The organism is Brachyspira pilosicoli, from assembly GCF_008016535.1.
Classification (GTDB): Bacteria; Spirochaetota; Brachyspiria; order Brachyspirales; family Brachyspiraceae; genus Brachyspira; species Brachyspira pilosicoli_A.
The window spans coordinates 13,890-35,634 of the sequence record NZ_SAXY01000020.1; the positions used below are offsets into that span (position 1 = coordinate 13,890).

Annotated in this window: 18 protein-coding genes; 8 read left to right on the forward strand and 10 right to left on the reverse strand. The window is 25.8% G+C overall.

Annotated features, from left to right (window positions below; genetic code table 11):
• The first annotated feature begins 30 nt into the window (after nucleotides 1-30).
• The 5 genes from EPJ72_RS03060 to EPJ72_RS03080 all read left to right on the forward strand — a co-directional run bounded on the left by EPJ72_RS03060 (nucleotide 31) and on the right by EPJ72_RS03080 (nucleotide 5,541).
• On the forward strand, nucleotides 31-678 hold the full coding sequence (locus tag EPJ72_RS03060) for a PASTA domain-containing protein (protein ID WP_147730783.1): 648 nt from the start codon (nucleotides 31-33) through the stop codon (nucleotides 676-678).
• Between the two features lie 103 nt (nucleotides 679-781).
• Complete coding sequence (locus tag EPJ72_RS03065) at nucleotides 782-1,582, forward strand: class I SAM-dependent methyltransferase (RefSeq protein WP_147730784.1); 801 nt, start codon at nucleotides 782-784, stop codon at nucleotides 1,580-1,582.
• A gap of 24 nt (nucleotides 1,583-1,606) precedes the next feature.
• Entirely contained in the window at nucleotides 1,607-3,325 is a 1,719-nt protein-coding gene (locus EPJ72_RS03070; protein WP_147730807.1) for a DUF342 domain-containing protein, read from the forward strand.
• Nucleotides 3,326-3,402: 77 nt separating this feature from the next.
• Nucleotides 3,403-4,395: a D-glycero-beta-D-manno-heptose-7-phosphate kinase gene (gene rfaE1, locus EPJ72_RS03075; RefSeq protein WP_147730785.1), complete on the forward strand. Its 993-nt coding sequence runs from the start codon at nucleotides 3,403-3,405 to the stop codon at nucleotides 4,393-4,395.
• A 15-nt stretch (nucleotides 4,396-4,410) separates the two neighbouring features.
• Nucleotides 4,411-5,541, forward strand: a complete 1,131-nt coding sequence (locus tag EPJ72_RS03080) for a hypothetical protein (protein ID WP_147730786.1) — start codon at nucleotides 4,411-4,413, stop codon at nucleotides 5,539-5,541.
• A 3-nt stretch (nucleotides 5,542-5,544) separates the two neighbouring features.
• Here EPJ72_RS03080 and EPJ72_RS03085 read toward each other — a convergent pair whose 3' ends face one another.
• A complete protein-coding gene (locus EPJ72_RS03085) occupies nucleotides 5,545-5,937 on the reverse strand; it encodes a hypothetical protein (protein ID WP_147730787.1) in 393 nt (130 codons plus the stop codon).
• A 126-nt stretch (nucleotides 5,938-6,063) separates the two neighbouring features.
• Here EPJ72_RS03085 and EPJ72_RS03090 point away from each other — a divergent pair, with 126 nt between their 5' ends.
• Together EPJ72_RS03090 and EPJ72_RS03095 are read left to right on the forward strand one after the other, a co-directional pair.
• Nucleotides 6,064-7,236, forward strand: a complete 1,173-nt coding sequence (locus EPJ72_RS03090; protein ID WP_147730788.1) for an MFS transporter — start codon at nucleotides 6,064-6,066, stop codon at nucleotides 7,234-7,236.
• 61 nt (nucleotides 7,237-7,297) lie between these two features.
• Nucleotides 7,298-7,564, forward strand: coding sequence for a hypothetical protein (locus EPJ72_RS03095; protein ID WP_242004897.1), 267 nt, complete (start codon nucleotides 7,298-7,300; stop codon nucleotides 7,562-7,564).
• Between the two features lie 10 nt (nucleotides 7,565-7,574).
• On the opposite strand, the gene EPJ72_RS03100 is transcribed toward EPJ72_RS03095, so the two are convergent.
• Nucleotides 7,575-8,510, reverse strand: a complete 936-nt coding sequence (locus tag EPJ72_RS03100; RefSeq protein ID WP_147730789.1) for a DDE-type integrase/transposase/recombinase — start codon at nucleotides 8,508-8,510, stop codon at nucleotides 7,575-7,577.
• A gap of 115 nt (nucleotides 8,511-8,625) precedes the next feature.
• On the reverse strand, nucleotides 8,626-9,561 hold the full coding sequence (locus tag EPJ72_RS03105; RefSeq protein ID WP_147730790.1) for a DDE-type integrase/transposase/recombinase: 936 nt from the start codon (nucleotides 9,559-9,561) through the stop codon (nucleotides 8,626-8,628).
• Between the two features lie 213 nt (nucleotides 9,562-9,774).
• Here EPJ72_RS03105 and EPJ72_RS03110 point away from each other — a divergent pair, with 213 nt between their 5' ends.
• Nucleotides 9,775-10,383: an NYN domain-containing protein gene (locus EPJ72_RS03110; protein ID WP_147730791.1), complete on the forward strand. Its 609-nt coding sequence runs from the start codon at nucleotides 9,775-9,777 to the stop codon at nucleotides 10,381-10,383.
• A gap of 164 nt (nucleotides 10,384-10,547) precedes the next feature.
• Here the strand turns inward: EPJ72_RS03110 and EPJ72_RS03115 are convergent, their stop codons facing one another.
• The 7 genes from EPJ72_RS03115 to EPJ72_RS03145 form a co-directional block, all read right to left on the reverse strand.
• Nucleotides 10,548-13,040, reverse strand: a complete 2,493-nt coding sequence (locus EPJ72_RS03115) for a tetratricopeptide repeat protein (protein WP_147730792.1) — start codon at nucleotides 13,038-13,040, stop codon at nucleotides 10,548-10,550.
• Nucleotides 13,041-13,044: 4 nt separating this feature from the next.
• A complete protein-coding gene (locus EPJ72_RS03120) occupies nucleotides 13,045-14,328 on the reverse strand; it encodes a dynamin family protein (RefSeq protein WP_147730793.1) in 1,284 nt (427 codons plus the stop codon).
• A 14-nt stretch (nucleotides 14,329-14,342) separates the two neighbouring features.
• Nucleotides 14,343-15,665, reverse strand: coding sequence for a hypothetical protein (locus EPJ72_RS03125; protein ID WP_158636875.1), 1,323 nt, complete (start codon nucleotides 15,663-15,665; stop codon nucleotides 14,343-14,345).
• A 45-nt stretch (nucleotides 15,666-15,710) separates the two neighbouring features.
• On the reverse strand, nucleotides 15,711-16,538 hold the full coding sequence (locus EPJ72_RS03130; RefSeq protein WP_158636876.1) for a dynamin family protein: 828 nt from the start codon (nucleotides 16,536-16,538) through the stop codon (nucleotides 15,711-15,713).
• A gap of 17 nt (nucleotides 16,539-16,555) precedes the next feature.
• Nucleotides 16,556-18,256, reverse strand: a complete 1,701-nt coding sequence (locus EPJ72_RS03135) for a dynamin family protein (protein ID WP_147730796.1) — start codon at nucleotides 18,254-18,256, stop codon at nucleotides 16,556-16,558.
• Nucleotides 18,257-18,429: 173 nt separating this feature from the next.
• Nucleotides 18,430-20,694, reverse strand: a complete 2,265-nt coding sequence (locus EPJ72_RS03140) for a thiamine pyrophosphate-dependent enzyme (protein WP_147730797.1) — start codon at nucleotides 20,692-20,694, stop codon at nucleotides 18,430-18,432.
• Nucleotides 20,695-20,708: 14 nt separating this feature from the next.
• Nucleotides 20,709-21,740 (reverse strand): 2-oxoacid:acceptor oxidoreductase family protein, encoded by a 1,032-nt coding sequence (locus EPJ72_RS03145; RefSeq protein ID WP_147730798.1) that lies wholly within the window; start codon nucleotides 21,738-21,740, stop codon nucleotides 20,709-20,711.
• Between the last annotated feature and the right edge of the window lie 5 nt (nucleotides 21,741-21,745).

Genomic DNA, 21,745 nt, shown 5'->3' on the forward strand with positions numbered 1-21,745 from the left:
TATAAAATAAATGGAGTAATAATTATATTTATGAAAGAGTTATTCAAAAAAATTAAGTCTAAGTTTAATAATTTTTACAATGCTTATATAAAGAAGTTTATGAATAAGATACTTCCTAAGGGAATATTAACAGAAGATAGATCTCTTTTAGTAATAAAAAGGCTAATAATTTTTGCTATATTTTTATTTGTTTTGCAGGGAATAATAGTTTCAGTTGTTGTTTTTATAGTAGTAAAAGCAGGAGGGGAGTCTTTTGTGCTTCCAGATGTACAGGGAGTTGAGGCATTTGAAGCTTTTAATGTAATAGCAAAAGAAGATATGAATTTAAATATACAATCTCACTATTTCAAAGACTACCCATTAGGCACAATAGTAAGCCAAGAGCCTAAAGGCGGTATGAGAGTAAAAAGAGGAAGAACAGTTTATTTGGTTGTAAATGTGCCGGAGCAGGTTTTAGTAAAAATGCCTGATCTTATAGGAAAATCATACGATGAAGCTGTTAGTATAATTTCTAATGATATTATTTCAAAAATGCCTAATGTTAAAATACTTCCAAAAGTTGATGATAATAATGCTGATTATGATAACAATGTGGTATTATCACAAGTTCCTAATGCTAATGAAGTTATAACAATTAATACAGAAATAGTATTGACTGTTAATAACAAAACAGAGTAATATTTGTATTTTTTTATTATTTTTATTATATTCTTTATATAAAAATTATTAATTGCTAAAGAAATATAGTTTGTTTCCGATTTTAGTATAGAAGAGGTGTATTGTGGAAAAGCGAAAATGTGAATTTTGTAATAGCAATGAATATCAACCCTATATAAAAACAGATTTAGTAAGTTATAGTAAATGTTCAAATTGCGGACTTATCTTTCAAGCCCCCATTATCACTCAAGAAGAAATAGATGCCATATATGATGATAATTATTTCGAGTATGAAGTAGCTAATCATGATAATTTTTTTGCATTAATAGAACTTACTCTAAAAGATATAGGGTTTGAAAAAATAGAAAATGAACTTCCGAATAAAAATGTATTAGATATAGGCTGTGCCACTGGTATGACTCTTAATTATCTAAAAAGTAAGGGATATAACACTACTGGTATAGAAATTTGTGCTGCTTCTGCAGAATATGCAAGAAAGCATTATAATTTAAATATTTATGAGAAGCCTCTTATAGATGTAGCTTTTCCTGATAATTATTTTTCTTTTATACATTTTTCTCATGTTATAGAGCATGTGCCGAATCCTTCAGATACTTTAAAAGAGGTTTATAGAATACTTGCTAAAGGAGGATATTTAGCTATTACTACTCCAAATGCTGATGGAATGTTTGCAAAAAAATACGGGGCTAATTGGAGAGCTGTTATGCCTCAGCATTTATGGCTATTTTCAAAACCTGTGCTTTCAAATTATTTAAAACAGGTTGGGTTTAATATAATAAGTGATTTTTCTTGGGGAAGTATACCTATAGAGAAAAAACCTAATAAGATAGTAAAAAAGTTTTTTGATAAATTTGTGAAAAAATTCAATAAAGGCGATGTTATGCTTTTCTTATGCAAAAAGTAATTTAATAAAAGGAGATAAAAAATGATGACTAGCGGTAATCTTAATATTGACAAAAATAATTATGAATTTGCTTTTGATGATTCTATTGACATAAGAGAAGTATATGACAAAGTTGTTGATTCTAACAGTGATGACCAAACTTTATATGATGAACTTTTAAGATATTATGTAGTACCAGGAGTGCAGGTATTAAAATCTATATCAAAAAGAGAGGGTATAAAGGCTGGCAAGAATGTAAAGTTTGATAAAATGACAGGTATATATAGAAGCACTACTTATGGTTATGTATCTTATAATGGTGTAAAATCTGTATCGGTTATTCCTGTTATAAATATTTCTTATAAATGGAGAGGCGTATTAGTGCTTCCTCCGCAAAAAGATGCAAAAAGGCAGCTTAGTCTTGAAGAGATACAAATGATGATTTCTGATATACCTATAAAACTTATGGTAGATTATGATAAGATTGCTGAACTTGTGGAACGTAATTTAAAAGATAATGAAGGAGTATGCTGCGTATTTGTTGAGGGAAGAAAACCTGTTGATGGTAATGTTCAAAAGGTTGTTTTAGATTATGATTTATCCATAGGTACAGGAAAGAAATCAGAAGATGGCTCTATAGATTTTAAAGAGAGAAGTTTTGTACACAATATAGATGCTAATGTTCAAATAGCACATTTTATTCCAGAGAAGCCTGCTGTTGATGGACTTGATATATATAATGAGGTTATGGATGCTAATTTTGATGAGGATACTTGTTATAAGATAGGAAATAATCTTAAAGTTGATGATGACGGTATTACTATACGAAGTGCTATAAGAGGCATACTTGTTAATAGCAGCAATAACACTTTATCGGTTAGCGATACTGTTGAGATAGATAAGGTTGATTTATCTACTGGTAATATAGAGGTTGATGGGTCTGTTATTATTAAAGAAAATGTTACTCAGGGTTTTAGTATAAAGACAGAGGGTAATATAGAAGTTTATGGTAATATAGAAGATGCTAAAATAGATTGCGGAGGAAATTTAATTGTTTCTGGCGGTATTATAGGCGGACCTGATAGTGATATTAATATAAAAGGTAAAATTTATTCTTCTTTTATTAGAAATGCTAAAATTATGTGTAAAGATGATGTTATAAGTCAGCAGATAGTTAATTCTGATATATCTAGTAGTAATAGAGTTATAGCATTAGAAGGTAAAGGTGTTATAATTGGAGGTTCTATTAAAGCTTTAAATGGTGTTTGGGCTAGAAGTATTGGTGCTATAAGTGAATCAAAAACTACTATAATGGTTGGAAGAGACCCTGAAGCTGATGCTTTATTTAAAGAAATTACAAATACTCTAAAAACTAACAAAGAAGAAATTAGTAAGATTAAATCATTGCTTGGTTCTGAATATTTTAGAGACCCAAGAGCATTTATAGCAAGAATAGCTCCAGATAAAAGAGAAGCTATAAAAGGAATATTAAAAAGAATTACTAATTTGATAAAAGAAACTAATGATTTAGAGCAAAAAAGAAATGAAATGTCTGAAGAGTTTGAGAGATTGTCTGGAAGCAGCATTACTTCTATGGAAGGTTTTTTTCCAGGTGTTACTATATATATATCTAATATAAGAAAGTATATTACAAATAAAATATCTGGTACAGAGTATTTTTATTCTAAAGAAAAAAGAGATATTTCTGAAAAAGCTCCTAAACATTTAGATGAAGCAGAGTATACAAGACCAAATAACCAATAATTTTAATATTTTTCATCATTTACAATTTTTTTTATTTTGTTTATAATATTTTATTATAATTTGAGGAATAGTATTATATGAAAGTAAAAGATATTATAAAAGCTAGAGTATTAGTAATTGGTGATTTAATGTTAGATAGATTTACTTATGGTGATGTTATTAGAATATCTCCGGAAGCTCCTGTTCCTGTCTTGCATGTTAATCATGAAGAGAACTATTTAGGTGGTGCGGGTAATGTGGCTAGAAACATTGCTTCGTTGCTAAACATGGAAGGAAGAGGAGATATAGGTATCATTGGTGTTATAGGAAATGATAAGTCTGCTGATAGTATTATAGAAAGCATGCATAATTGGAATATATCTAATGCAGGCATAATAGTAGATGAAACTAGACCTACTATAACAAAAACTAGAATAGTTGCAGGCACTCAGCAAATAGTAAGAATAGATGAAGAGAATGTTGAGTCGTATTCAAAAGATATTTATAAAAAAATAGAGAGTGCTTTTTTAGATAGATTAAAAGAATATAATGTTGTTATTATAAGTGATTATGCAAAAGGAGTTATTACAAAAGAAATAGCAAAGAAGATAATAGACACTTGCATAAAAAACAATATACAAGTATTAGTTGATCCTGCTATAAAACATTTTTCTTATTATAAAAAAGCTACTTTAATGACTCCAAATTTAAAAGAAGCTGTGGAAGGCTCTGAGAGTAAAAAACCTTTTTATAATTTCAATATAGATTCTATAAATAAATTAGGCAATGATATAGTAAAAAAATTAAGCTTATCAAAACTTATGATTACGCTTGGTGCTAATGGTATGGCATTATTCGATAAAGATATACAAACATTTAAAGATGAAGTTTATATAATACCTACTAAGGCAAAAAGTGTATTTGATGTTTCTGGTGCGGGAGACACTGTTATATCGGTTCTTGCTATGTGTCTTTCGGTTGGTTTTTCTTTTAAGGAGGCATCTGAGATTGCTAATACTGCTGCTGGTGTTGTTGTTGGTAAAAGAGGAACTTCTACTTTAACTTTAGATGAGCTAGTTAACGCTTTATAAGGATTATACTTTATTATGAGGAAAATATTTTTTTTAATTATTGTTTTGTCTATATCAATATTTGGATGCTTACCTAAACCTCCTATTGCTCCGGCAAAAACTGTTACAGAACTTACTCTCGGCAAAGATATTTATGTATATAAAGATGAGATAGTGGATTTAAATAGTCCAAAAATATATGAAGTTAATGGAGAGTATTATTTTGGTGATTTTTATTATATTAAAGATAATACAGTTTATGCTATAGATGTTTCTAATTCTAGAATGGTTATAGCTAATGGAAGCAATATTAATTCTTTTAATTTGGAATATAATAGTCTTGAAACTTCTAAAATATCTTTTATAGATAATAGCAGTAATGTATATATAACAGGATACAATTTGGCATATATTGGAGATATTACGATTACTAATGTATTGATGTCACTTCCTTCAGAAGGTCCTTCTGTTGAAGGAAATGATGTTCCTGATATAAAAACTTATATTATACAAGTAACTAATACTAATTATACTAAAGTAGGGCTTGTATCTTTAAATAAAATATCTCCTGAAGGTAAAACATTATACAGCATATCTTCTATAATAGATAATGAATATGAAAAGGTTATAAAGCTAATTTATTTAAAAGATGATAAATTTGCTGTATTAAAAAGAGATGATAATAGAATGCCTATACTAGATGTATACAATATTAATACAGGGGCAAAAGAAGATAGATATATTTTAGATAATATAGAAGTTACAGATGAGGCTACTATGTCTTATAGAGAGATAGTAGATTGTAAATATATAACAGGTAAAAATGTTTTGGCAATTCTTACTATGAGTATAGAAAACGGTGAGCATAAAGAGGATATAATATTTACAACATCTCTTGATAATTTTGCATTAAAAGAAACATATAAAATTTCAGCTAGAGATAATGCACTTGCTGTTGGAATGTCTGATAGCGGAAGAGTAATATATACAGGTATGGATAATGGACTTTATTTTATTATTAAAACTAATCCATTTGTATCCCAAAACTTTAGTAAAGAATATTTGGGTACTGATGATTTCAATAAATTAAGAGGAATTAATATGTTTAATGACTCTATTTATGGATTTTTATTTGAAGATGCTAAAATAAAATTCAACAATTTTTAAATGTTATTGAACTTTTGATAGTTTTCCTTCTGTTATAGTGTTATCAGTATTAGTGATAGTTAATGATAAATAATACTTATTAAAATCAAATGCATAATTATTTCCATTCTTTTGTGCATTATATGAATCATCATTTACTTTAGTTAATTCTTCTTTTACTATATCTACATTTTTATCATAGATGTTGCCGCCTTCCATTATTACATTAATGGAGCTATTTTCATCTACTCTTACTGTAGCAGTATTAACAATTAATTGTTTTTCTGAAGCTAGTGTTGTATTAACGCTTCCTCTGTATGTACTTTTATATTTTGATATATCTTCAACAGAGTTTTTATTTGTGCAGGAGTATAGACAAATAGATAATATGATTAGAAGTTTTATTATTCTTTTCATAAATAGATTGTTCCTTTTATAAATAACTTTTAGAATTCAATAATTTTTTTATAAATTTCAATAAAGTAAATTGTTTTTTTAAGATTTATCATATACTATAATAACAAATTTTAAAAGAGTGAAAATATGATTGATAATAATAAAAATAATATATTAGCTATTGTATCTTTAGTTTTATTAAGTTTTGCTTTGGGTACTTGCGAGTTTATAGTAATAGGTATTTTAACAGATATTGCTGAAAGTTTTAAGGTTAGTGAGGTTATTGCGGGCGGATTAGTTTCGATGTTTGCTTTAGCCTATTCTGTATGTACGCCTTTTTCTGCCGCTATTGCCGGGAAGTTTAATAGATTTAACTTTATAATATTTACAAGCATTATATTTATTATAGGGAATTTCTTATGTTCTTTTGCTTTCGATTATAATTTCTTAATGATAATAAGAATATTTTTAGCAATTATTTCTGGGGCATTAATTTCTGTATCAATCTCTTTTACTCCTTATATTGCTGCTAAAGAAAAAAGACCTATGGTTGTAGCTTGGATTTATTCTGGATTTAGCATTGCTTCTATTTTTGGCGTTCCGATAGGTACTACTATAAGTTATAAATTTGGTTGGAGAGCTTCTTTTATTTTTATATCTGTTTTTAGTATATTTATGCTTATAATGATGTTTATTTCTTTACCAAAAAATACCACTCAATATAAAATAAAGCTGCTACATCAATTTGTTATTTTTAAAGATATTAGATTTATTTTAAGCACATTAACAGTTCTTTTTGGGGCTGCATCTTCTTATGTACTTTATACTTATTTAAAGCCTATATTTTTAAATTATGTTCATATAGACAATAAATATATTAGTATTGCATTATTAGTTTTTGGTATAACAGTTCTTTTTAGTAATTTGCTTTCTGGAAAATTGGCAGAACATAATGGTATTTATAATTTAAGATTTGTATTTGTACTTCAATTTATATGTATGATTGTTTTGCCATTTGCTTTTAATAATTATATAACTTCTGCTATAGTAATATTATGTATAGGTTTTTTAATGTATTTAATGAACTCACCTGTACAATTAAATATTTTAGATTTCACTGAAAGAAATTATCCTTCTTGTATTACTTTAGCTTCTTCAAATAATTCTTTTTCATTTAATTTTGGTATAGCTTTAGGTTCATTTGTTGGAAGCAGTATATTTGATAGTGTTGGACTTAAATGGGTTGGATTTGGTGGAGCTGTATTATCTGCATTAGCTTTTACTAGTGTTGTAATACTAAATAAGTTTAATAGACAATAATTTTATTATTTGTATATTTATATATAATTAATATTTTTTATGTTATAAGGAGTTTAAAATTATGAGGAATTTATTAAAAATATTTTTTATAGTTTTTGTTTTTTTAGGATGTGCTAATGACAATACTTCAGTAAATAATATTGTTAAATATAAAGGTACATATACTGGAAATAATATTACATATAATGAAAGTGCCACAAAATATACAGCTACTATTATAGTAGAAGAGAGCGGAAAAGTTACTCTTGAAATAAAATCATCTAATAAAATAGTTAGTTTTTATGCAGATGCTGATTTTATTAAAGAATTATCAAGTACTAAGTTTTAAGTTAATAGTGTCATGGAGCCATAGATATTGTACTTTTACTTGCTATAATATTTTTGATTCTTTCTTTGATTGTAATATACAATAAAGAAGAAATCAATCTTTGATTGTTATAAAAATGTGTATATTCTTTTAATTTTTCTCTTAATAATTCTACTGTGATATTTTTATTTAATCGTGAATAAAATTCTCTTTCGTCTATGCCATCTACTCTTTCTACTACACCGTTGTATCTTGGTGTAGCTACAGGAATATATCTTCTCTCTAATTTATTTTTTAAGCAGTATTCATCAAAAATATTTATTTTAGGAGTATTAATACAGCGATAAGTATATTCTATACCATTGTCCGTTTGTATAGCCTGTATCTTAAAAGGTGAAGTTTTTAAGACATATTTTAAGAAAGATAAAGCACTATAAGGTGTTTTATCCTCATAGATTTGCCTCCAACTATAGCGTGTAGCTAAATCTACAGCAGTGAATTGATAAACTGTTTTTCTGCCTAATTTGATATATTTAGTGTCTATTTGAACTATTTTGCCTTCTTTTTGTATTTTAGAGACAAATTTTCGTTTATCATATCGCTTCTTTTTCTTTTTTATTTTGTATCTCCAAAGATTATTTCTTTTTAGTACATTCTCTATAGCTGTAACCCCTATCTTAATGCCTTTACGATTTAAATATGCTTTAATATAATGCTTACCTCGATATTCTTTAGTATAGAGTTTAATAATTAAATTAATAGCTTCTTGATTATTAAAGATATTTGGGGAAGTTTTTGGTCTAGTGCTAAAATTGGCGACAGTTCCAGTGTCTTTATATTTCTTAAGCCAAGTATAAAAAGTGGATTTATTTATTCTTTCCATCTTTAAAAATCTTTTAATATTTTTAGTTTTTAATGCTTCATCCACTATAAATAATTTAAATTCTGTGCTATAATCTTTTTTCATAGTAGTATCCTTTTATTTTTTTCTATTCAAAAATATTATAACAAGGATACTGCTTTTTTTATACTAAAAAATGTCCAATATCTCATACTCCTAAACACAATTATTTTTTATATTGTCATGGAGCCATAGATATTGTACTTTTACTTGCTATAATATTTTTGATTCTTTCTTTGATTGTAATATAACCTAGCGAAGAAATCAATCTTTGATTGTTATAAAAATGTGTATATTCTTTTAATTTTTCTCTTAATAATTCTACAGTTATATTTTTATTTAATCGTGAATAAAATTCTCTTTCGTCTATACCGTGTACTCTTTCTACTACACCGTTGTATCTTGGTGTTGCTATAGGAATATATCTCCTCTCTAATTTATTTTTCAAGCAGTATTCATCAAAAATATTTATTTTAGGAGTATTAATACAGCGATAAGTATATTCTATACCATTATCTGTTTGTATAGCTTGTATCTTAAAAGGTGAAGTTTTTAAGACATATTTTAAGAAAGATAAAGCACTAGAAGGTGTTTTATCTTCATAGATTTCTCTCCAACTATAACGAGTAGCTAAATCTACAGCTGTGAATTGATAAACTGTTTTTCTGCCTAATTTGATGTATTTAGTGTCTATTTGAACTATTTTGCCTTCTTTTTGTATTTTAGAGACAAATTTTCGTTTATCATATCGCTTCTTTTTCTTTTTTATTTTGTATCTCCAAAGATTATTTCTTTTTAGTACATTCTCTATAGCTGTAACACCTATTCTAATGCCTTTACGATTTAAATATGCTTTAATATAATGTTTTCCCCTATACTTTTCAGTATAGAGTTTAATAATTAAATTAATAGCTTTTTGATTATTAAAGATATTTGGAGAAGTTTTTGGCTTAGTACTAAAATTAGCGACAGTTCCAGTGTCTTTATATTTCTTAAGCCAAGTATAAAAAGTGGATTTATTTATTCTTTCCATCTTTAAAAATCTTTTAATATTTTTAGTTTTTAATGCTTCATCCACTATAAATAATTTAAATTCTGTGCTATAATCTTTTTTCATAGTAGTATCCTTTATTTATTTTTTGTTCAAAATATTATAACAAGGATACTGCTTTTTTTATACTAAAAAATGTCCAATATCTCACACTCCTAAACAATTATTTTTTATATCTTCTTGATTTTTTTTTAATAAAATATATAATTCCAATAATATAAGCGTATGTCTCTTACTAGGGACTTACTCCCCATCATTGGATGGGGCTTTTTTTTATTTATGAAAAATGTTAATTTTTATATTGATGGTTTTAATATTTATCATTCAATTGATAAAATGAATAATAATACTTTAAAATGGATTAATTATAAATTATTATGTCAAAAAATATTAAAAGATGATGAACAAATTAATAATATATTTTATTTCTCAGCATACGCAACTTGGAAACAAACATCTTATCTTAAACATCGTGTTTTTATAAGAGCTTTAATAAACGAAGGAATAAATATAGTACTTGGTAATTTTAAAAAGAAAACAAAATATATACATAATATAAAATATAATTATGAATATCATGAAGAGAAAGAAACAGATGTAAATATAGCTATTAATTTAGTAAGAGATGCTTGCAGAAATAATTGTGATAAAGCAGTAATATTATCTGGAGATAGTGATTTAGTACCAGCAATATCTATGGCTAAAGCAGAAAATCCTAAATTGGAAATAGTAATTGTTATACCTCCAAATGTAAAAGCTGAAAGTTTAAAAGAAAAAGCTGATTATACTTTAAAATTATCTAATTTCAAATTAGAAGATTTTTTATTCCCAAAAGAAATTACATTAAAAAACAACCAAAAAATAATATGCCCTATGGATTGGCAATAAAATGTTAATTAATCGTATCACTTACTTTAAATTTAAAACATATTTAACGCACGTTTAGTTGATTATATTTTATAATAAAAAATAATAATAGTTAGTGTAGTAGAAAAAAGTAATGAGTACGTATCCATTAATAATAAATAATAAGTTAAAATATAATTAAATTGTTAAATATAAAATTTTTCTTTTAATGATAAAACCATATCTATATACATTTTTTTTGCTCTACTATAATTTTTAATCAATAATTGATTATATATTTTATTTATATAATTATAATAAATATATTTATATATTTCTATATAGTTTTCTAGCTTATTTATATTTTCTACTATATTAGGAGCTATTTCATAATACTCAGATATTAGTTTTTCTCCATCTTCATCTTTAATCAAATGTTCATCTCTATAATTATGAAATAACCGTATCTCATCACAATCATAATCTTTACCTAAAGCTATATATGTAGCTGTTGTAATAAAACACCATTCAGATTTTTTAAATTGTTTTTCTTCTTTATAATATACATTATTCAATTCATTATTTTTATTCTTTTTTATTTCTATCGCTTTTTTTCTACCCTTTAGTTTGTTAAGCTCCACTAAAGATTTTTCATTCTTAAATATTTTATAAGATTGTTCATACATATTTATAGCTTCATCATAATCCTCATTTTTATAATATATATTTGCCATAAGTGTTAAAGCAGCATCTTTATTAGATTTAGATAAAAAAGTTAAAGCCCTTAGTTTATCACCATTATTATAGTATATAAAACCTACTTTATAATATATATCACTTAATTTATTTCTATCTAAATCATTTTTTGACAACAAATATTGATACATTACAAGAGAGTTATTATTATATTTTTCGTATACAGAAGTATCTGCTCCACTATTTGAATTTTTGCTATCCACATATATACTTTTTGCCTTATAAAAATAATAATTTGCCATATCAAGAATAGCATCTGAATTACCCAATGCAGCAGCCATTTTTATATAGCTCATCGATGATTTATCTTTCTCGGATTTTAATAAAAGAGCATACTCATATGTAATATTTTTGTCAGAACAAATATTAACTAATTTATGAATATTTTTTTTATTAGATATATAACTTTTTATATTAATTAATTTATTATATGCCAATGGAGAATTTTTTCTTAAAGATTTTTCATAATATTTTGTAGCTTCAGGCTCATTGTTTAATGAATAATAATAATCTCCAAGTAATAATAATTCCTTAGCATTAAATGAATATAGCAAATGATAATGTTTTTCTTCTAAATGAAATAGTAATTTACCTAATTGTATAGCATTGATATTTAATTCATGTTGAAAATTTGCTAAAGCTAATTTTTGGCATATAGATGCTTTATCATCATAATAAAAATTTTTTATATAATCTAAACTATCTTTTGATAACAGCTTGTTATTAAATTGTTCTTTGTAAAGTTTATTAATATATAAAAAGTCATTGTCTTCATTGATTAATTTTTGAGATATTTCCTCAGCTTTATTATTATCATTAGAATACAAAAAATTTAAATATGATTTTTGCATATTATATTTGTATCCGTCTTTTAATTTTAATTTTTTACCAATGAATTTTTTTTCCATTTGATTTTCTAAATCGTAAAAATACTTCTCAATTTGTTTTACCAATCTATAAAATTTTTGATTAGTTTTATTTAAAATATCCAATTCATTTAATATATCATCTTTAATATTTTTAATAATATTTTCTATATTTTTATCTGATAATTTAACTATATCTTCATTAACTTTTCCTAATATACTTTCTTTTTGATTTACTAAATTAGAACATTGAAAAATAACATTTGAATATTCAAATATATACTTATCTGCAAAACTATAGTTTTTATTTACCAAATCATCTCTAGCTGAAATATAATTTTTTAAACTATCAATATCTTTATATATTTTGATCTCATATTTATCACACAATTTTTTATTGTTATTATTTTGAGAGTATAATAAAATATATGCATCCAAATTTTTTTGCAATAATTCAAAATTAAATTTGTTTATAGAATCATCAGTTAAAATTAAAACATCTAAAAATTGAAATAAATATTTACTGTATTCAAAATCCATAGATGAAGGGAAATGAATGAACACCGTATTTGATAAATTAATATTTTCAGAAATAGCCGCACACTTTACAAAACTTTTTAAATTTAATTTATAATCAAAACTTTTTTTTGTAATATGGTAATAATCTTTTCTATCCATCATCACAATATTATCTATATTATTAATTATTCTTACTTCATCATTTTCATTTCCATTGTATATAACAATTGGAAACATATAATTATATATTTTTTTATTGTAAAAACTATGCATTATATTTAAATATGACTCATCTTTATTATTTGGAATAATTCCAACTATTGTTTTTCCAATTAATTCAGGGATTTTTATTAAAAATTTTATGCTTTCTATTATATTAGAACACTCATATATAAAATCTTGTTTTCTAGTATAAAAAGTTTTATTAAAAGAATTAAATAATTTATTATATATATTATCCTCTATAATATTAGAATATTCTTCAAATTCTGATGCAATATCTTTATTTTCAATAAAAAAGTTAGATAATATATTTATGTCTTTTTCTACATCATTCATATTTTTAACCCTTTTTTACTATATTAGAAAAAGATGTATAAATCTTATTAGATACATCTTTAAATTTATACTTTGAAAGCTTGATATTACTAATATAATTAGAAATATCGAAATACAAAGCAGTTAATGCCTTTATATATAAAGGCTCTTCTGAAATATAAATATTCTTTGATATCATATCTTTCATTTTGAAATAATCTGTAAGCATATTATCCATTTTTTTATTAATTGTAGTAACTATATTATAAATATTTCTCATAATATCTTCATTTTTATTTTGATAACTCTCAGCATCATCTAGGAATTTTAATAATTTTGCCTCTTTGTCATATTTGGTATTATAATATTCTTTTGAAGAATATGGTATTACATCATAAAATTTGATCTTATTTTCTTTTAGAATTATTTTAGTTTTATCTATACTATCATACATAGCTTTAGCATTATTAGGATTTGGATATGCTTCATCGCATTTATTAAATATAAATAATATATCATTTTTATAATTTAATGTTTTTATGAACTCAACATCTTTATTATCAATAACCCCATCTTTAATCTTCATTAGCCATATAATAAAATCTGACCCTCTTAATTGTTCTCTAGCCTGCTCAGCATCTGCTATTTTATTGCTATTGATATTAGAATCATCTTTAGAGTATCCTGGTGTATCCAATATAGCAACATTTTTATATGGGAAACTACTAGAAGAAATTAGAATATTATCTATTATATATCTAAAACCTATTTTATATTTTTTATAAAATTTATGTGTTAGTGCCTCTAATTCTTCTTTAGTAAGTATGATTTCAGTATTATTCTTAGTAAATGCTTTTATCTCTTGTTCCTTACCATTTATTATATATGTAGGAATTGAAGTAGTTGGTACTTGTGCTTCAGGTAAAATGTATAAATTCATAATAGAATTAATAAATCTAGATTTACCAGAACTAAATTTCCCACCTATTCCAATTACTGTTTTATTTTGTAAAGATATCATTCTGTTGCTTTTGCTAATTTTATCACTAATATTTAAAAGCTCATTATATAATTTAATTTCGCCACCTAATCTTATAGAAGAAAAAGAATTCATAAAACTAGTATTTAAAGTTCTATTCAAAATCTGAAAATCTTTATAAAAAGTATTTTTTTGTATAGAAGAAATTTTAGATATTAATTCGATACTTTTAATTGGATCATTTAAAATAGTATCTCTATCATCTTCATAATTATAGTTATTAGTAACATCATTAATATCATCTGCCTCATTTATATCATTAAATCCCATTTTATACCTTTAAATTAATTTATTTCATTTAACAAAGCCTTAGATTTTTTTACAATATCTATGTATTTTTTATATTCTTCAATAGCTTTTTCTTTATTGCCTAAACTCTTTATAATATTATTTATATTATTTTCTAAATCTTTTGAAATTTCATCTACAAAATTAGATGATATAATATTTAAATTATTTTCTATCTTTTTATTTATAGTATCTAAATTATTTTGTATATCTTCTCTCATACTATCCAATAATCTAGAATATTGAAACTTCAAATCTGCTACATCATTTCCTTTTAATAATCCAGACGAAGAAAAAACGTTAACAATTTCATCTATATATTTTTTATATTCTATTTTTATTTCAGGTATTGTTATTTTCTTTAATGCATTTTCTATAGGCATTATTATATCATTTTCATTAAAATTTTTACTTTTTTTATCAACAATATCCACAACTATTCCTTTAATACTTCTTCTTAGTTCCTGAATATCAAATAATTTATTAAATTCATCATTAATAATTTTATAACATTTATTTGCATACTTACTAAAATTATTAGATACCTCAGAAAGAGCTACAGTTTTTTCTGTTATTGTAATATTATAATACTCTGTTTTTAACCCAAAAATACCCGTTTTTCTCTTTTCCTGCTTATTATATTTATGAACATCTTCTTTTAATTCTTCAAAATTAAACATTTCCTTATGAATTCTATCTTTTATTAAATTAATATACTTTTTTGAATCTGTATTAACACTATCAAATGTAGATTGAATTCTTATTCTAAGTGAATTAAGTTTTTTAATAATATTTTCTTTTTCTTCTTCCAAACCTCTTATATCAGCATTCTCTATTTTATCTAAATTATTAGTTAAAATAATATTAATGTCTTCCAATTCTCTCAATACTTGTGCAATCTTTACATCTGTATATTCATTAATTTTAGTTTCTATAATCTTATCTTTTTCTTCGATTATGGGGATTAAACATTTTAATTTAATACTATCAATTCCAGCCAATGTGAATAAATTTTTATAAGATTCATCAAAATTATAAAACTTTTCTTTCATATTATTAATAGCATCATTAACATCAGGAGGATAATCTAAATTATTTTTTTTACAAATACCAGCTCTATAGAACATAGAAGATATAAATTTAGGAGGTAGAGAATCTTTTAATTTTTCCGCTACATTATACTTATCACTAAAATAATTTTTAATTTGTTCGCTAGCATTTTCTCTTAAACTTTTTACAGTTATAGAAAGCACTTTATTAAAATCTAAATTACGAGTATTACCTCTTTCATTGTAATCTAATAATGCAAAATCTAACATGCTGCCAACTACAAATATATGATTCACTGCAGCAGATGGTAATCTTTAAATAATTAACTGCATATCTGAAGCATCTAAAAAACTAGAAGATTGTGATAACACAAAAACAACATGACACTCAGATAAAAAAATTTCTGTTACTAAACTTCTAGAGAGAACAGTGTCATCCAATCCTGGTGTATCAACTATTTGAATATCTTTAAGATCTTCATCATTAACTTTAATATATACTTCAACATTTTTAACAATAGGTGTATATATTCCATCTTCCCCTACATAAGCATTCATTATTTCTCCAATAGCTGAAGCTTCATTTTCACCTAAAATTTCTTCTTTACCTAATTTGTCTAAAATACCTTTGCGATTTTTAGTAAAAATCATATTATAAATTTCATAAGAACTTTCTAATTCTTTGTAGAATGGAGTATTTGGATTAATTAAATTTTGATTATACATTTCATCATCTTTTGCTTGTATTTTGTTTTCTTCTTCTTTTATACTCTTAAATTTATATGCCTTATCTTCTATGTTTTTCCATTCATCCTCATTATAAAAAGTAACTTTAATATACTCTTTCTCCCCAAAATTAATTCTGGTTAAATTAGCCGTTTTAGGAGTAGCGGCTGTAGGAAGTATATTATTACCATCAAAAAGTAATGCATTAACGAAAGAAGACTTTCCTGCTTTCATTTTACCGATAATACCTATTTTCAATAATCTATTATCAGATTTTATTTTATTTATATCATTTTCTATTAATTTACAACTACTAATTAAACTTTCTATGTTATTAGATTGAACAAATTTTATGTTTTCAAAATTAGTAATTATAGTGTTTATAGCATTAATAAATTTATTATCTTTATCATTCATATTATACATAATAATCCTCATATCATTATATTATTTATATTTTCTATATCTATATTTAATTGAGATAAATTTGTTTCATATTTTTTTCTTTCTTCTTCAGATTTATTTTTTATAGAATTTATAGCATCTTCTTTTGATTGTATTAATTTTTTAGCCTCTTCTTTAATTTTTTTTATTCCTTCAGTTTCCATTTCTTTAAAATTATTATCAATATCTATTTTAACTCGGTTTACAATCTGAGGAATCACATCTACAACAATTTTTGATTCTAAATCATCTAACTTCAATTTGCTTTCAATAGAAAAGACTAAATTTAGAATATCTGGTAAAAATACTATTATAAGTTCCATCCATGGTGCAACAACATCTGTAGCTATAGCTAATCCTGCTAATAAATTTTTTGTTTCTTTACTATATTTTATACTATTGTCATCATTATCTGATTTTTTTATTTTTTTTGTATTTTCTTCTATATGTTTGGATATTTGAGTAACAGAGCTAAAAACATTTTTTATACGATTTGTAATATTTTTAGCTTCAATAATACCTTTAGTTTTTATTTCCAGTCCTTGTACAAAATGATGAAAACTATTATTAAAAGTGTTATTAACAGATGATACCCAAATAGGTCTTAATATATCAATTACAGATTGTTCAAATTTCTTAGCATCTCCATTTGCAGCATAGCTAGCTAGGAATTTTGCATTGTTGACTAATTCTCTTTCAAAGTCAACCAATATATTTGGTATGTCTTCATTAAATATTTTATTGTGTAGTTTATATTCTTGCCTAGTTATTTGTTCTTCTATATCTTTTTTTTCTTGCTCCAAATTTCTAATTTGATTGTTCAATTCATAATCATTGAAATATAAACCATCTTTAATACTTTCTAAATATACTGAAATATTAGATTTTATATTTAACAATAAAGGCTTGAATTTACTCTCAAAAATAACATCAAAATTCATAGAATTCACTAAATGAAGAATTTTTTCTTTAATATCATTATCATCTCTATTAAAGTAAACACACTCTATCTTTTCTTTAAATATATTTTCAACAGTATCTTTTATTTTATTTTTTATATTTTCTATATCTTTTAACTTTCTATCAGATTTAGTTATAGCAACTGCCAAACAAGAATTATAGTTTTTTATTTCTTTTAAAAAACCAATACTCTCATTATTTATGTCTCCATCTTCACTGCTTATAACAAAAATATATCCTCCTGCCTGATCTATATACTGTATTATAGCTTTATTATGATCTTCAATATTAGAATTAATTCCAGGCATATCAACAAAAATTATATTATTATTTTCTAATAAAAAATTATTATTTACATAATATTTAGCATAATAGAAATCTCTGCTGCTTACTTTTGTATTTAAAGCTTCATCTAATGATAATTTTAATATGCTAGTATCCTTTTTTAAAAACTCAGCATGTTCATTTTTATCTGTATAAAATAATTCAGTAGCTATTGATGTTTCAGGAGAAGTATTTTCCTCCAAAACATATCTATTTAATAAAGTATTTAATATACAAGTTTTACCAGCATTAAATTTCCCTATAAGAACAATTTTAAGCTTATATTCTTCTAAGCATTTAATAGTATCATCAATATTATTTATAATTGCTTTATCGGTAGAATATTTTAAATAAATATTTTTGATTTTTTCTAAAATATTAATGTATTCTAATTTTTTGATATACATAAAATAATCCTATAAACATATCATTTCTTATTATATTATAAATTCATAAATAATCAATGTAATAAATTTATAAATAATAAATTTTTTATAGTATTTCTATAATAAAAAATGACTGCCTACCTTAATTATAGTAAACAGCCATTTTTTTATTTATATTCTAAGCTATTAATTTATTATAGAACAGGACTTTCATGCATAGCTTTTAAGCGAGCCCATCTGTTATCAACATCTGCTTGGAATTTATCAAGTATGTCTTGATGTTTAAGAAGGTGTTTAGTTTTACCCATTAATTTTAACCATTCAGTAACAGGTTGTTTTTTGTCATCAGCTACCATATTAGTGATAGTAGTAACACCTTGTTCAACCTCATATAATGGGAAGAAACAACAGTCAACAGCAGCTTTAATAATATCTTTACCCATATCATCAGGAGTTTTCCAGTTTAATGGACAAGTGATAAGAAGTTTAACGAAAGCAGTACCAACATTATTAGCATACCATTGAGCTTTAGCAGCTTTTTTAACTAAATCTAAAGGATAAGCTTCACAACCAGTAGCAATATAAGGTATATGACAGCCATTAAATATTTGAGCTACGTCTTTGTGACCGAATTGTTTACCAACTTCAGCTTTACCAACGTTAGAAGTAGAAGTTCTATGTCCTAATGGAGTAGAGAATGATAATTGGTTACCAGTGTTCATGTATCCTTCATTATCATATTCTAAGATAATCATTTTGTGATTTCTAATAGCAGCACCAATAGAAGGTCCCATACCTATATCATGACCGCCGTCACCAGTAACCATTATGAAAGTAGGATCTTCTGGTCCGTCAATTTCTCCTCTTCTTTTTCTCTCATGATACATTTCTACAATACCAGAAAGAGTAGCAGCACCGTTTTGGAATAAGTTGTGAACATAAGTAGTTCTATAAGAGCTGTAAGGATAACCAGTAGTAACAACCATAGAACAACCAGTATGTACCAAAAGTACAACAGCACCTTCTATACCTTTCATGAAAGTATTGATACCAGAGAAAATACCACAACCGTTACAAGCACCATGACCTTGAGCATAACGATAAGCTTTACCAGTTAATTCTCTAAGAGGTGGAACTTTAACATCAAGTTTATGAGTTTGTTTATTCATAGTAACAGTGATGCCTGATTTTTGACTCTCTAAAGTTAAAGGTTCATGTATAGGTTTCATTTTAACGTTAGGGTCACCCATATATTGTTCTAAATAAGAGTGTTTTTCAACAGAACCAGCTTTAGCTAATTCTTTTAAACCCAATTCGAATAATTCTTTAGCTTTGTCAAGAGTAAACTCAGTACCGCCAAGACCATAAACTCTGCTGACAATAGAAGATTTGTTGTTAGGATCATTTTTAAGAGCAGCTCTAATCTCAGTAGACATATTACCGCCCATACCAGAATAACTGTCTTGTCTGTCACCTACAACAACTACTTTAACATTAGCTAATAATTTTTGTAATTCTTTTTCAGGGAAAGGACGAATTTGAGTAATAGCAAAAGCACCTATTTTAAGATTAGGGTTAGCTTTTCTCATTTCATCAACAGCCAAAGTACCAGTTTCATAAGAAGAACCGCAGAGCATTAAAGCAACTTCAGCATTCTCCATATTATAAGTTTCTATAGGAGAGTATTTTCTTCCAGAAAGAGAAGCAAACTCTTCAAAAACTTCAGCAATAATAGCTCTAGAATCTTCTAAAGCTTGAGAAAGTTGTAATTTACTACCTGTTAATTCATCTTCATTCATGTAAGGCCCAATAGTAACAGGATTCTTAATAGGCTCAACAGAAGTAACTTCAGGAGTATATTTACCTAAGAAGTCTTGAACATCTTTATCGTTTTTGAAAAGGTGAATTTTTTTCTTTTGGTGAGAAGTAAAGAATCCATCAGAAGAAACAATGATAGGAAGTTTAGCTTTCTCAGCAATTTTTAATGCAAATATATTGAAGTCATAAACCATCTGAGTAGTATGAGCCATAATGATAATCCAACCAGTGTTAAGAGCCATCATTATATCAGATTGGTCACATTTAATATCTAATGGACCAGAAACAGTTCTGTTTACAACGTTTAATACCATAGGGAATCTAGTACCAGCTTGAACAGGTAATTGTTCCATAGCAAAAAGTAAACCGTTAGCAGAAGTAGCATTAAATACTCTACCGCCTGCAGTAGCAGCACCATAACAAATACCAGCTGCACCATGTTCACCGTCACCAGGAATCATGCAAACAGTATGTCTGCCATTAGCTTTCATTTCATCTAAGTACTCAGCAATTTGAGTAGATGGAGTGATTGGGTAATAACCCATAACGTGATAATTGATTTGAGCGGCTGCAATGGCTGCTAATTCATTACCACTTTCAAGTATGTTTTCTTGCTCAGCAAGATTATATTTTTGTGCCATTTATACGCTCCTTATTATTTTTTATAACGTCTGTATGTAAGTTTATCAACATCACAATTAGCTTCTACTTCTATTCTTAAAGCCTGCTGATCTTTTTCAAATTTACCAGAATAAGGTCCTTTAGGGCAAGCTCTAACGCATTTTAAACAACCTTTACAATATTGATAATCAATACCCATCATATTCATAGCAATTTTATTAGGGTCTTTCCTGTCTGGTCCTTTTTCCCAAACGATACAAAGGTCTGGACAAACAACTTCACAGTTAGCACAATCAATACAGTTAGCAGGATTGAATACAGGTATATTACCAGTACGAGTAACTTGTAAATCTTTTAAAGTAGAGTTACCAGCAGCACTGATATAACCGCCTGTTAATTGGTTATTTTTACCAAATACAGGTTCTGGTTTTTTATAAGGAATGTATGGATATTTTCCGTCAGCTTTGAATTCTTTAACAACAGAATCGCTTCCGCCTCTTCTGAAAGCTTCAATATTTGGCTCAACTAATTCAGCTTTTCTTCCGCCGAATTGTTTTCTAATTTGCTCTTCAAATTTAGAAGAATCTATAAAGTCAAGCTGATTAACCATAGCACCCATTATGATAGTATTAGCAGCTTGTGAAGGAAGTTTTAAATCATTAGCGATTTTAATTGCATCAACACAAACTACTTTACCGCCATGTAATTTAGCAAAATCTCTTGCCTCATCAGGTGTTTTATTAGTGTTAAAAATAACAATAGCATCTTCTTTAACACCAGCTAATGTAAGAGGGTTTTTAAGAAGATTCATGTGGAACACTGCCACTACATGCGGTTCTTCTACAGTAGAGTTTACTCTAACTTCAGTTTCTGAAAACCTTACAAAAGATTTTACTGGAGAACCTTTTTTTTCTGAACCATAACTTGAGAATGCAGCACCATAGAAACCTTGTGTTAAAACGCCTACTTCTGCAAGCATTTTACCAGCACTATTAGCACCCATTCCACCGATACTTTCGAGACGGATCTCGAAAAATCCTAAATCATTGACTTTTGGGAGTTTCACAGTTT

Excerpts from the sequence above, each read along its gene's own strand:
- EPJ72_RS03060 (WP_147730783.1), top strand. The coding sequence starts at position 31 with ATGAAAGAGTTATTCAAAAAAATTAAGTCTAAGTTTAATAATTTTTAC.
- EPJ72_RS03070 (WP_147730807.1), top strand. The coding sequence starts at position 1,607 with ATGACTAGCGGTAATCTTAATATTGACAAAAATAATTATGAATTTGCT.
- rfaE1 (WP_147730785.1), top strand. The coding sequence starts at position 3,403 with ATGAAAGTAAAAGATATTATAAAAGCTAGAGTATTAGTAATTGGTGAT.
- EPJ72_RS03080 (WP_147730786.1), top strand. The coding sequence starts at position 4,411 with ATGAGGAAAATATTTTTTTTAATTATTGTTTTGTCTATATCAATATTT.
- EPJ72_RS03085 (WP_147730787.1), bottom strand. The coding sequence starts at position 5,937 with ATGAAAAGAATAATAAAACTTCTAATCATATTATCTATTTGTCTATAC.
- EPJ72_RS03090 (WP_147730788.1), top strand. The coding sequence starts at position 6,064 with ATGATTGATAATAATAAAAATAATATATTAGCTATTGTATCTTTAGTT.
- EPJ72_RS03095 (WP_242004897.1), top strand. The coding sequence starts at position 7,298 with ATGAGGAATTTATTAAAAATATTTTTTATAGTTTTTGTTTTTTTAGGA.
- EPJ72_RS03100 (WP_147730789.1), bottom strand. The coding sequence starts at position 8,510 with ATGAAAAAAGATTATAGCACAGAATTTAAATTATTTATAGTGGATGAA.
- EPJ72_RS03105 (WP_147730790.1), bottom strand. The coding sequence starts at position 9,561 with ATGAAAAAAGATTATAGCACAGAATTTAAATTATTTATAGTGGATGAA.
- EPJ72_RS03110 (WP_147730791.1), top strand. The coding sequence starts at position 9,775 with ATGAAAAATGTTAATTTTTATATTGATGGTTTTAATATTTATCATTCA.
- EPJ72_RS03115 (WP_147730792.1), bottom strand. The coding sequence starts at position 13,040 with ATGAATGATGTAGAAAAAGACATAAATATATTATCTAACTTTTTTATT.
- EPJ72_RS03120 (WP_147730793.1), bottom strand. The coding sequence starts at position 14,328 with ATGGGATTTAATGATATAAATGAGGCAGATGATATTAATGATGTTACT.
- EPJ72_RS03125 (WP_158636875.1), bottom strand. The coding sequence starts at position 15,665 with ATGTTAGATTTTGCATTATTAGATTACAATGAAAGAGGTAATACTCGT.
- EPJ72_RS03130 (WP_158636876.1), bottom strand. The coding sequence starts at position 16,538 with ATGAATGATAAAGATAATAAATTTATTAATGCTATAAACACTATAATT.
- EPJ72_RS03135 (WP_147730796.1), bottom strand. The coding sequence starts at position 18,256 with ATGTATATCAAAAAATTAGAATACATTAATATTTTAGAAAAAATCAAA.
- EPJ72_RS03140 (WP_147730797.1), bottom strand. The coding sequence starts at position 20,694 with ATGGCACAAAAATATAATCTTGCTGAGCAAGAAAACATACTTGAAAGT.